Origin of the sequence: Hymenobacter perfusus (genome assembly GCF_003944765.1) — a bacterium.
GTDB lineage: Bacteria > Bacteroidota > Bacteroidia > Cytophagales > Hymenobacteraceae > Hymenobacter > Hymenobacter perfusus.
Window position 1 is genome coordinate 136,290 of sequence record NZ_RWIU01000004.1, and the last position, 12,059, is coordinate 148,348.

Sequence of the window (12,059 nt, forward strand, 5' to 3'; positions counted from 1 at the left end):
GGGGTAGCCTACCGGGCGCGTTTTGCGTACTTTTGCAGACTTATCCGCTTCGCTGCTGCATGGCCAAAAAATCAACCGCCGCTTCTGTTTCTTCTTCCGCTGCCGCCAAACCGGCGGTAGCCAAAGCTCCCCGTTCGGCCAAAGCAACGAAGTCCGTTGCGGCTACGGTGGCTGATCCGGAAGTTAAGCCAGTTTCCAAGCCCGCCAAGGCCCCCAAAGAAGCTAAAGCGCCTAAGTCGGTGGCGGCGGCCGTGGCCGATGGCACCAACCACCACAGCACCGCCGCCGTGCAGGCCGTGCCGCGTCAGGAGCAGGTGAGCGAGGCCGTGCTGGAAAACCAGGCCCGCATTGTGGGCCAGCTGCTGGGCCCGGCCGATTTGGAAGCGCCCTACATTGAAGTGTACGGGGCCCGGGAGCACAACCTCAAAAACGTATCGGTCAAAATTCCGCGCGGGCGGCTGGTGGTGTTCACCGGCATTTCGGGCTCGGGCAAGTCGTCGTTGGCTTTTGATACCATCTACGCCGAGGGCCAGCGCCGCTACATGGAAACGTTTTCGGCCTACGCCCGCAGCTTTATGGGCGGGCTGGAGCGGCCCGATGTGGATAAGATTGAGGGCCTGTCGCCGGTTATCAGCATCGAGCAGAAAACCACCTCGCGCAACCCCCGCTCCACGGTGGGCACCATCACCGAGATTTACGACTTCCTGCGCCTGCTCTACGCCCGCACCGCCGAGGCGTTCAGCTACGCCACGGGCCAGAAGATGATCCGGCAGAGCGACGACCAGATCATCAACTACATCCTGAAAGAGTACGACGGCCGCAAAATGGTGGTGCTGGCGCCGGTGGTGAAGGGCCGCAAAGGCCACTACCGGGAGCTGTTTCAGCAGGTGGCCAAGCTGGGCTTCACGAAGGTGCGCGTGGATGGCGAGCTGCTCGACATCACGCCCAAGATGCAGGTGGACCGCTACAAAATCCACGACATCGAAATCGTCATCGACCGGCTGGTGGTGAAGGAAGAAGACCGGTTCCGCCTCTCCGGCTCGGTGCAGAATGCACTGACCCAGGGCAAAGGCACCATGCTGGTGCTCGACGCCGACAAGAAGAAGGACAACACCCAGTTCTTCTCCCGCTTCCTCATGGACCCGGCCACCGGCATTGCCTACGACGACCCAGCGCCCAACACGTTCAGCTTCAACTCGCCCTATGGCGCCTGCCCCACCTGCAATGGCCTGGGCGAGGTGCAGGAAATCACCGAGGAAACGGTGATGCCCGACAAGAAGCTCAGCATCAGCCGCGGCGGCATTGCGCCGTTGGGCGAGTACCGCGACATCTGGATTTTCCAGCAGCTGGGCCTGATTCTCAAGAAAAACAAAGCCAGCCTCAGCACCCCCATCGAGAAGCTGCCCGCCGAGCTGGTGGAGCGGCTGCTCTACGGCGTGCCCGAGGACGAGGACGCCGACCCCAAAAAAGCCAACTACACCGAGCCCTTCGAGGGCATCATCCCGTTTCTGCGCCGCCAGATGGAGTCGGAGTCCGACAACATCCGGGAGTGGATTCAGCAGTACACCCAGGCCAAGGAATGCCCCGAGTGCCACGGTTTCCGCCTCAAAAAGGAGTCGTTGCACTTCAAGATTGCCGACCACCACATCGGGCAGCTGTCGGTGATGGACCTGAACGACCTGGCCGTGTGGTTTGAGGGCCTGGAAGACCGCCTCTCGGAGCGTCAGAACCTGATTGCGCGCGAGCTGCTCAAGGAAATCCGCAAGCGCATCGGCTTCCTGCTGGAAGTGGGCCTCGATTACCTGAACCTGCACCGCTCAGTGCGCACGCTCTCGGGCGGCGAGTCGCAGCGCATCCGCCTGGCTACCCAGATCGGGACCCAGCTGGTGGGCGTGCTCTACATCATGGACGAGCCCAGCATCGGCCTGCACCAGCGCGACAACGAGCGGCTCATCAAAGCTCTGCAGCACCTGCGCGACCTGGGCAACTCGGTAATTGTGGTGGAGCACGACAAGGACATGATCCTGCATGCCGACCACGTGCTCGACATCGGCCCTGGCGCGGGCATCCACGGCGGCCAGATTGTGGCCCAGGGCACGCCCTCCGAAATCTTCACCTCGGGCTCGCTCACCTCGCAGTACCTCAGCGGGCAGAAGCACATTGAGCTGCGCAAGAAAAAGCGGGCCGGCGAAGGCAACGAGCTGGTGCTGCGCGGTGCCAAAGGCCACAACCTCAAAAACGTGACGGCCAAGTTCCCACTGGGCAAGCTCATTGCCGTTACGGGCGTGTCGGGCTCCGGCAAGTCCTCGCTCATCCACGATACGCTCTACCCCATCCTCAACCAGCACTTCTTCAACGCCAAGCGTGAGCCGCTGGCCTACGATAAGATTGAGGGTCTGGAGTTTATCGACAAGGTGATTGAGGTGGACCAGTCGCCGATCGGGCGCACGCCGCGCTCCAACCCGGCCACCTATACTGGCGTGTTCACTGAAATTCGCCAGCTGTTCGCCAACCTGCCCGAGGCCAAAATCCGCGGGTACGGGCCAGGCCGCTTCTCCTTCAACGTGAAGGGCGGGCGCTGCGAAACCTGCGAGGGCGCCGGCATGCGCACCATCGAAATGAACTTCCTGCCCGACGTCCACGTGCCCTGCGAAACCTGCAAAGGCCGCCGCTACAACCGCGAAACGCTGGAAGTGCGCTTCAAAGGCAAGAGCATCACCGATGTGCTGGACATGACCGTGGAAAAGGCCGTAGAGTTCTTCGAGTTTCAGCCCCGCATCCTGCGCAAAATTCAGACCCTGAACGAGGTAGGCCTGGGCTACCTCACCCTGGGCCAGCAAGCCACCACGCTGTCGGGCGGCGAGGCCCAGCGCGTAAAGCTGGCCACCGAGCTCAGCAAGAAGGATACCGGCAAGACGTTCTACATCCTCGACGAGCCCACCACCGGCCTGCACTTCGAGGACATCAACCACCTCTCCGTCGTTCTGCACAAGCTCGCTGATAAGGGCAACACCGTCCTCATCATTGAGCACAACCTGGACCTGATCAAAGTAGCCGACCACCTCATCGACATCGGGCCGGAAGGTGGCGGGGCGGGCGGCACCATCGTGGCCCAGGGCACGCCCGAGCAGGTAGCCAAGTCCGACAAAGGCCACACCAGCCGTTTCCTAGCCGAGGAGCTGAAGCTGAGCCGCTACGCGGAAGTGTAAATAAGCGTATTGCAGTTTTATGCGTAAAAAAATGCTTTGATTTCAGTAAATACTTGTCTGGAGTCAAGGTATTGTATAGTTTGAGCCTTTCTTTTCCAATTCCCACGGTTATGAAAGTCCTCGTTTTTCCCGCCCTGCTGGCTGTTGCCATAATCACTACGCCACCCAAACCCTTTGCTGCCGAATCAGGCAAAGCTGTAACTGCCCGCACTACCGCGCAGCTTGCCCAGCCAGCTGCACTCACAAACCAGCCGCCTCAGGATACTAAGCTGTTGGATAGCACGCCCACTTCGGAGTCTGACTACACGGCCCGCCGATAAGCACGCCTAACGCAGTATACGCACAACGCCCCGCCGGATGCAGTATCCGGCGGGGCGTTGTGCGTCTGGCAAAGGGCCTTATTTGCCCATGCTGGTCGAATCTGCGGCCATAGCCGAATCCGCGTCGGCCGTGATGGTAGGGCCGGCGTTGTTATCGATAACCACGGCATCGGCCTGCACGCCTCCGTCGGCGGCGGCGGCATCCATGTCACTTACGGCTTCACCGGCAGTACCGTCGGTACGTTTTTCGGCGCCATTGCAACCAGCCAGCAACAAGCCGGCACTCAGGGTCAGGAAAGGAAGAAAGCGGAATTTCATGCGTGAAAAAAAGTAGGATGAAAGAATAGAGGGGAGGCGGGCGTTATGGATTGAGCTTATCATGGAGGGCATCAGTGGCCTGGTTAAGGGCCTTGAGCGTGGTCAGTTGGCGGGTTGCCAGTGCGCGGATATCAGCGTCGTAGGCATCGTCCATCATGTCGTCGGTAGTATCCTCGTCAGTATCCAGCACCTTGGCGGTCAGCTCGGCGTATTTCTGGTCGAAGGCTGCTCCGTTGAGAGCCGTCAGCTCGCCCACCTGTTGGGCCTGCGTTTCGCCGAGGCCAGTAGGTAGCGTCAGGGTTTTCTGCTGGGCCAGGGTTTTGAGGTCGGCCAGCAGCGGGGTGGTTTGGGCAATAACGCTCTGGGCCAGGTAGCGGGCATCGGCCGAGGCGGCCTTGCGCTGAGCAATCTGACTGATTTCCAGCAGCTCCATCTTCCGACTCACGGTTTCCACCACAAAATCCGCGTCCTGAATCTGCCGCTTCGTAACGGCCGCTTCGCCGATGCGCTTCTCATTTTGAAATTTGGCCTCGAAAAGCGGGTCTTTGCTGCTCTCAGCCCCTGAGCAGGCGGCCAGCCACGGCAGAAATAAAAGGGCATACAGGCGGCAGGAAACCAGCATTAGGTCAGAGGATTGGGTGAAGGCAGAGGCTGCACCGGCTATACGCTTCTGGGTAGCCGGGGTTCGGAACGAATTTTTTAAAAAAAGTTCCGAACCCCATTAAACTCCACGGTATACGGGGCCTCCAACCCACCGAAAGCGCGCTTCACAACCTGTATAACTTCTTCTGGTCTTCACTTCTCTACTCTCTTCTTCATGAAACGCTCCGCATTTCGTACCCTGAGCCTTGCCGCGCTGGCTTCCTCCACTTTACTGCTGGCGGCCTGTGACAAAACCAACGACCCCCAGGCCACTGCCGATGCTGCCACCTCGGCGGAAGATCAGAGTCTGGCCGAAGATGAAAACGCCACGGTAGCTGACCTGGTAGAGGCCGCTTCCCCCGCTGATGCGGCCGTAGCCGGCAGCCCCGCTGCCGAGCCTGCCGACCTGGGCCGGGTGGCCGGCAACTGCCTTACCCGTACCTATGATGCCTCCACCCGCACTCTTACCCTCGATTTCGGAACTACCAACTGCGTGGGGCCGAACGGCGTAGCCCGGCGCGGTAAAATCGTGGCTGTATTCAGCGGTTCGTACCGCCAGGCCGGCGCTACGGTGGTCGTTACGCTGCAGAACTATTACCGCAACGACAACCTGCATACCGGTATCCGCACCATTACCAACCTTGGCCAGGGCTCCTGGAGCCTCGATGTGCAGAATGCCAGCGTGACCACCACGGCCGGTACCCACACCTGGGCCTCCCAGCGCACGTACACCCGCACCGCCGGCTTCGGTACCCGCACCATTGCCGACGATGAGTACACGGTGAACGGCCAGACCACCGGCACCAACCGCAAAGGCGTGAGCTACACGGCCACCGTGCAGCAGCCACTTATCAAACGGTTTCAGCTTGGCTGTGCCCGTACGTTCGTGGCCGGTACGGTTAAGATTTTGACTTCTAGGGAGAAAGAGCTACTGCTCAACTACGACCCCACCGGTACCCAAGCCTGCGACAATATTGCCAGCATCACCGTGAATGGCGTGACGCGTACTATTCGGGTCGGCGGCCGGTTGTAGAAGCGGGGTTATTTTCTCACAAAAAAGGCGTACCGGAAAATCAGTCAACTGATCTTCCGGTACGCCTTTTTTGTGTCTGTCTGGGAATAATGTCACAAATAAGACCGAACCGGCCTTGTCAACGGCTCCAAATACTCCGCTATTGCTGCTATCCTTTCCATCCTAGCAGTTCAAGTTTATTTCATGAAAAGTACTGGTTTCGCCCGATTTGCGTTGGTTCTGGGCTCCGTTGCGCTGGGCAGCTGCTCCATAGTGCCGGAAGCCGCCACGCCCTCTTCCTCCACTCAGTCAGCCAATAACGTTGCTCCTATCTGTCCCGATGGCGACTGTCCTCCCGGGGGCGGTGGTGGCACCGGAGGTGGTTACACTCCTACCTGCGTGGCTCCCACCAGCACTATCCGGGCGCGTATCGTCCGGGAAGCTCGGCTGTACGCCTACGGCCGGAGCTGGGAACCACTCAATGTCATTGTAGGTACGCAGGGCTGCGACGGTATCTATCCATTCAGCGTAGAATTCAGAACGCAAAACGGCGTCGAAAGCTGGGTAGGTGGCCGCTATAACGTAAACACCGGAGAAATCGACGTGGATTACATTGATCTGTAGCACGACAGCACTCTACTCAAAATGGCCCCGGATGCGCAGTATCCGGGGCCATTTTGAGTAGAGTGCTGTCGTGCTCGTGAGCCAGCATTCCTATTGTTACTCAGATGCTACAGGTTGGAATATCGGAGCAACAGGGTTTCGGCCAGAAGCATATCTTCGGGAGTTGTTATTTTGAGGTTACGGTAGTCGCCTTCTACCAGATGGATCGGGTGCAGATCCTCTACCACGCTGGCATCATCGGTAAATGTGGTCAGTTCCGGTAACTGATAAGCCCGGCGCAGCAGACTTATATCAAAGCATTGGGGCGTTTGTACCAGCCGTAGGCGGTTGCGGTTCAAGGCATAGGAGCCCTGCTGGTTAAGGCCCCGCACGGAGTCTTTGGGAACTACGGCGGCTACGGCCGCGCCGTGGTTATAGGCTGCCTGATACGTGGCTTCAATGACAGCCTGTGGCGTAAGCGGCCGGACGCCGTCGTGCACTGCTACTACGCCGTTGGTTTGCGCCGCTAAGTGCGCCAGCCCGTTCCGCACCGAGGCCCAGCGTGTGGCTCCGCCCTCCACCACGGTATGCGGTACCACAATGCCATACTGCTCGCACAGGCGCTGCCAAGTAGTCAGTTGATCAAAAGGAAGCACCAGCACCAGTTCTTGCACGTTGAGACCCGGTTCGGCAAAACGCCGCAGTGTATGCGCCAGCACCGGCTCCCCAGCCAGCTCCAGAAACTGCTTGGGCCGGTCGGCGCCCATGCGGGTGCCGGTGCCGCCGGCTACGATGATGGCAAAGCGGGGACAAGTAGTGGAAGATGACACGCGGTAAGGGTGAGAGGGTGAAAAGTCGTACGGATCAGCAAACATAAAAGCCCGGCCGTTTATCGAACGGCCGGGCTTTCAACAAGCAACAGTCAACACAATGGCTGGCCGTTCTACCTTACAGAATCAGCATGGCGTCGCCGTAGCTGAAGAACTTGTACTTCTCTTTAATAGCGGTCTGGTAGGCCTCAATCAGCAGCTCGTGCCCGGCAAAAGCAGAGGCCATCATCATCAGCGTGCTTTCCGGCGTGTGGAAGTTAGTGAGCAGCGCGTTGGCGATTTTAAATTCGTAGGGCGGAAAAATGAACCGGTCAGTCCAGCCTTCATTCGCCTTCAGGCGGGCATGGGCCGATACCGATGATTCCATTGCCCGCATCGAGGTAGTACCGATAGCGCACACGCGCTTCTTCGTATCCAGTGCTTTATTCACGATGGTGGCCGTAGCGGCCGGCACCACGAAATTCTCCGAGTCCATCTTGTGCTTGGTCAGGTCTTCCACGTCTACCGTCCGGAAAGTGCCCAGGCCAACGTGCAGGGTTACGGGAGTAACCTCAATGCCCTTGATTTCCAGGCGCTTCATTACCTCGCGGGTGAAGTGCAGGCCCGCCGAAGGCGCGGCCACGGCACCCGTATTCTTGGCATAGATCGTCTGGTAACGCTCTTTGTCGGCAGCTTCCGTTTCGCGGGTAATGAATTCCTTCGGAATCGGGGTTTCGCCCAGGTCGTGCAGAGCCTTATAGAATTCCTCATCCGAGCCGTCGAACAGGAACTTGATGGTGCGGCCGCGTGAAGTGGTGTTATCAATTACTTCCGCCACCATATCCGACTCGCCGAAATACAGTTTGTTACCCACCCGGATTTTACGGGCCGGATCTACCAGCACGTCCCAAAGGTGAATTTCCTTGTTCAGCTCACGTAGCAGGAATACTTCAATCTGGGCACCGGTTTTCTCCTTGTTGCCATACAGGCGCGCCGGAAATACCTTGGTATCGTTCACCACGAATACGTCGCCGTCGGCGAAGTACTCCAGAATATCCTTGAAAACCCGGTGCTCGATTTTGCCACTGTCGCGGTGCAACACCATCAGGCGCGATTCGTCGCGGTTTTTGGCGGGATGCTGTGCCAACAGGTTTTCAGGCAGGTCAAATTTGAACTCAGAAAGCTTCATGGGCCAGACAGGGCAATAGGTGGGGAACCTAAGGGAAAAAATTGAGCCGCGAAATTACACAGAATAGTCGGAAGAATGGTTACTTTTCGCCCGAAATCTGCTTATTGCCCTTCCCACGTCTTTTGCTGAACCCAACTTCCGCATGAAAGCCCTGCGCCTCACCCTGGAAAGTTTCCGCTTCGCGTGGCAGGCCCTCAAGGCCAACCTACTGCGCACCATCCTGTCGTTGCTGGGTGTTACGGTAGGCATTTTTGCCATCATTGCCGTCTTCACAGTCGTTGATTCGCTGGAAAAGAACATCCGTGACAGCATGAACTTCGTGGGAGACAAGGTGATTTACGTGCAGAAATGGCCCTGGGCTTTCGGCGGCGACTACCCCTGGTGGAAGTATTTCAACCGGCCGGTGCCCACAGTCCGTGAGTTCCGGGAAATGCAGCGTACCCTGAACCCCGCCAGCCACAATGGAATAGCCATTTTCGCGGCTACCGGCGGTAATACGCTCAAGGCGGGCTCCAACTCCCTGAGCGACTGCGCCATTCAGGGCGTAAGCTATGACTACCGGCGCGTATCGGAAGTACCCATTGCGGAGGGGCGCTACTTCACGGAGCAGGAAATGAAGTCGGCCCGCAACGTGGCTATCATCGGGGCTACCATTGCGCAGAACCTGTACCCGGGCCGTTCGGCGCTGGGGCAGGAATTCAAGGCCAAGGGCCAGCGTTATACCGTTATCGGGGTGATGACGCGCGAGGGTAAAAAGCTGTTGGATACGCCCAGCAACGACACCAACTGCTACTTGCCATTTACTGCCTTCGCCAAGATCTTCCAGCTCAGTACCAACGGCATGGGCGGGGCCACGCCAACCATTGCCGTGAAGGGCCGCGACGATGACCCCGGCCTGCTCAATCTGGAGGCGGAAATTCAGGGGACGGTGCGTGTTATTCGGGGCCTGAAGCCGCGGGAGGAAGATAATTTTGCCCTGAACCGCCCGGAGTTGCTAGCCAATGCCATTACCCAGCTGTTTTCCATCATCGGTATAGCTGGGGCTGTTATTGGCTCGTTTGCCATGCTGGTGGGCGGCTTCGGCATTGCCAACATCATGTTCGTGTCGGTGAAGGAACGTACCAACATCATCGGCATTCAAAAATCTCTGGGGGCGAAAAACTACTTCATCTTGTTCCAGTTCCTGTTCGAGGCCGTGTTTCTGTGTCTGTTGGGCGGGGCCTCGGGCATTCTGCTGGTGTATTTGATTACCCTGATTCCGCAGGACGGGCTGGCCCTGTTCATGAGCGGAGCGCGCATTTCACTGGGCCTGGTGGTGTCGGTGGTGATTGGGGTGCTAGCCGGTATCATTCCGGCCATCCTGGCCGCCAACCTCGACCCGGTTATTGCCATCCGGGCGAAGTAAGTCGGAAATCATAGATTAGTTATGCTTCGACTGCGCCTCCGGCTTTGCTCAGCATGACGAGCATGCAACTTATGGCTTGCAGTTCCTCAAAAAAGTAGCGTAATGTTAACAAATTGTTAACTTGCCGGTCGCTACCTTGGGTCGCCCTTCTTCCGTGGGGCGGCTTTCTTTTTGCCTTTTCTTATTTGTGTACCCCGGGTGCGAACCATTCCCACCGTGGCCGCCGGCCTATGCGCCGGCTGGCCCGCTCGTGCCCGATTTTCCCTTGTAGCTCCTATGACGAAGCTCAAAAAAACCAGTAAAACCAAACTCTCTGACGAAGCGCTCAACGCGGGTAGCGGCCAGACGATTGTACAGCCCGATATCAACGATAACAAGGTTAAGACCATCAGTGATATCCGCGAGCAGACCCACGGCGAACGGACCGTGCAGGTAGACGACGAGCAGCGCATCCGCAAGGCCTTCGTGGACAAGGACTGGAACGAAATCAAGATTGCCGACAGCTGGCAGATCTTTAAGGTGATGGCCGAGTTCGTGGAGGGCTTCGAGAAGATGTCCAAAATCGGCCCCTGCGTATCGATTTTCGGCTCGGCCCGCACCAAGCCCGACAACCCGTACTACCAGATGGCCGAGGAAATTGCGGCTAAGCTGGTGCGCCACGGCTACGGCGTTATCACGGGCGGCGGCCCCGGCATCATGGAGGCCGGCAACAAGGGCGCGCACTCGGAAGGCGGCAAATCGGTGGGCCTGAACATTGAGCTGCCCTTCGAGCAGTTCAACAACATCTACATCGACCCCGACAAAATCATCAACTTCGACTACTTCTTCGTGCGGAAGGTGATGTTCGTGAAGTACGCGCAGGGCTTCATCGGCATGCCCGGCGGCTTTGGCACGCTGGACGAGCTGTTCGAGGCCATTACTTTGATTCAGACCAAGAAAATCGGCCGTTTCCCCATCGTGTTGGTAGGCACCAAGTACTGGCAGGGCATGTTCGACTGGATTCAGCAGGTGATGCTGGAGGACGAGCACAACATCTCGCCCGAGGATATGGACCTGGTGCAGCTGGTAGACGACGCCGAGTCGGCCGTAAAAATTATTGACGATTTCTACAACAAGTACCTATTGTCGCCAAACTTCTAAGACCACTGATTTTACGGATTTTTCGACGGATTTCGCGGCTGGCTCCGGAGGCCGTGCGGAATTTGAGCGAGTCGGTTGATCCGTCTTCCGACCTGGAATTTGAGACACGAAAAGAGGCTGCTTCTGCGGAGGCAGCCTTTTTTCGTGTTCTTTTGTTTTCTGCTTGTCCCGTCCACTAATCTGCCGCCGTGAGTTCTGCCCCTGTTACCATTCCGGAGTACGATTACCTGATTGTGGGCGGCGGAGCGGCGGGCCTGAGTCTGGCCTACCACATTAGCCAGGAACCCCGGCTGGCCGACAAGCGCGTGCTGCTGTTGGAGCCCGAGGCCAAAGACCAGAACGACCGGACCTGGTCGTTCTGGGCCGATGAGCCGCTGCTGTTCGACGGCATTGTGGCGCACGAGTGGACGCAGCTGGCCTTTCGCAGCCTCGGTTTCGAGCGAGTGATACCCCTGACGCGGCACCGCTACAAGATGATTCGGGGGCTGGATTTCTACCGGTTCGTGCGCGCCGCCCTGGCCGATAATCCGCAGTTTACCTGGGTTCAGGCGAAGGTGAAGACGCTGGACAATGTTTATCATAAAGCCCGGGCGCGCACCACTGCGGGCGAGTTTCGTGCTCAATACGCCTTCGACAGCCGGCCGCCCGACTTGGTGAAGCTAAAGCAGCCGCAACACTACCGCTACCTGCTGCAACACTTCGTGGGTTGGGAAATCGAAACCAGCCACGATGTCTTCGATCCGGCCACGGTGGAGTTTATGGACTTCCGGGGCGAGCAGCACCAGGAGGCGCGGTTCATCTATGTGCTGCCCTTCAGCAAGCGCCGGGCGCTGGTGGAGTACACGCTGTTTTCGGCCGATACGCTGCCCCAGGCCGAGTACGAAGCCGCTATGCGTACCTACCTGGAGGAGCTGGGCGTCACAGATTTTCGGATTGAGGCGGTGGAAATCGGGGCCATTCCGATGACGGATCATCCGCTGCCGACCACGGCCGGGCAGCACGTTTTCAACCTGGGCACCCGGGCCGGGCGGGCCAAGCCCAGCACCGGCTACGCCTTTAAGCGGATTCAGGCGCACTCGGCGCGGCTGGTGGCCGGCCTAGCCGCCACCGGCCACCCGCCCCGCCCCGCCACCGCCGACCAATGGCAGTTCCGCCTGTTCGATACGCTCCTGCTCGACATTATGCAGCGCCAAGGGGAGCAGACCAGCCGCATCTTCACCGAGCTGTTCCGGCGTAACCCCGTGGAGCGTATTTTCGACTTCCTCGACGAGCGTACGTCCTGGGTCGGGAACTTCCAGATCATGAATTCCGTGACGCCCTGGCCCTTCCTGCGTTCCATCTGGCACGTCCTGCGCCGCCGACCGGGGAAAAGGTGAAATGGTGAGTTGACGTTCAATCCGCGCAAATGGCGC

General features: G+C 58.6%; 10 protein-coding genes. 6 read left to right on the forward strand and 4 right to left on the reverse strand.

Going from position 1 to position 12,059, the window contains the following annotated elements; translation table 11 throughout:
• Positions 1-59: 59 nt before the first annotated feature.
• Complete coding sequence (gene uvrA, locus EI293_RS12915; RefSeq protein WP_125438438.1) at positions 60-3,209, forward strand: excinuclease ABC subunit UvrA; 3,150 nt, start codon at positions 60-62, stop codon at positions 3,207-3,209.
• A gap of 398 nt (positions 3,210-3,607) precedes the next feature.
• Here the strand turns inward: uvrA and EI293_RS12920 are convergent, their stop codons facing one another.
• Both EI293_RS12920 and EI293_RS12925 read right to left on the reverse strand, forming a co-directional pair.
• Complete coding sequence (locus EI293_RS12920) at positions 3,608-3,847, reverse strand: hypothetical protein (RefSeq protein ID WP_125438441.1); 240 nt, start codon at positions 3,845-3,847, stop codon at positions 3,608-3,610.
• 43 nt (positions 3,848-3,890) lie between these two features.
• On the reverse strand, positions 3,891-4,469 hold the full coding sequence (locus EI293_RS12925; protein ID WP_125438444.1) for a DUF4142 domain-containing protein: 579 nt from the start codon (positions 4,467-4,469) through the stop codon (positions 3,891-3,893).
• A 195-nt stretch (positions 4,470-4,664) separates the two neighbouring features.
• Here EI293_RS12925 and EI293_RS12930 point away from each other — a divergent pair, with 195 nt between their 5' ends.
• Together EI293_RS12930 and EI293_RS12935 are read left to right on the forward strand one after the other, a co-directional pair.
• Positions 4,665-5,522 carry a hypothetical protein gene (locus tag EI293_RS12930; protein ID WP_125438447.1) on the forward strand — a complete coding sequence of 286 codons (858 nt, stop codon included), beginning with the start codon at positions 4,665-4,667 and terminating at the stop codon, positions 5,520-5,522.
• A gap of 183 nt (positions 5,523-5,705) precedes the next feature.
• Positions 5,706-6,125 (forward strand): hypothetical protein, encoded by a 420-nt coding sequence (locus EI293_RS12935; protein WP_125438450.1) that lies wholly within the window; start codon positions 5,706-5,708, stop codon positions 6,123-6,125.
• Positions 6,126-6,232: 107 nt separating this feature from the next.
• Here EI293_RS12935 and EI293_RS12940 read toward each other — a convergent pair whose 3' ends face one another.
• On the reverse strand, positions 6,233-6,934 hold the full coding sequence (locus EI293_RS12940; RefSeq protein ID WP_246010631.1) for a 2-C-methyl-D-erythritol 4-phosphate cytidylyltransferase: 702 nt from the start codon (positions 6,932-6,934) through the stop codon (positions 6,233-6,235).
• A 118-nt stretch (positions 6,935-7,052) separates the two neighbouring features.
• Positions 7,053-8,102: a tRNA preQ1(34) S-adenosylmethionine ribosyltransferase-isomerase QueA gene (gene queA / locus EI293_RS12945; protein WP_044000639.1), complete on the reverse strand. Its 1,050-nt coding sequence runs from the start codon at positions 8,100-8,102 to the stop codon at positions 7,053-7,055.
• A 142-nt stretch (positions 8,103-8,244) separates the two neighbouring features.
• Here queA and EI293_RS12950 point away from each other — a divergent pair, with 142 nt between their 5' ends.
• From EI293_RS12950 to EI293_RS12960, 3 genes are all read left to right on the forward strand, one after another.
• A complete protein-coding gene (locus tag EI293_RS12950) occupies positions 8,245-9,507 on the forward strand; it encodes an ABC transporter permease (RefSeq protein ID WP_125438455.1) in 1,263 nt (420 codons plus the stop codon).
• Between the two features lie 276 nt (positions 9,508-9,783).
• On the forward strand, positions 9,784-10,647 hold the full coding sequence (locus tag EI293_RS12955; protein WP_125438458.1) for an LOG family protein: 864 nt from the start codon (positions 9,784-9,786) through the stop codon (positions 10,645-10,647).
• Between the two features lie 188 nt (positions 10,648-10,835).
• Positions 10,836-12,023, forward strand: coding sequence for a lycopene cyclase family protein (locus EI293_RS12960; protein WP_125438461.1), 1,188 nt, complete (start codon positions 10,836-10,838; stop codon positions 12,021-12,023).
• Positions 12,024-12,059: the final 36 nt, after the last annotated feature.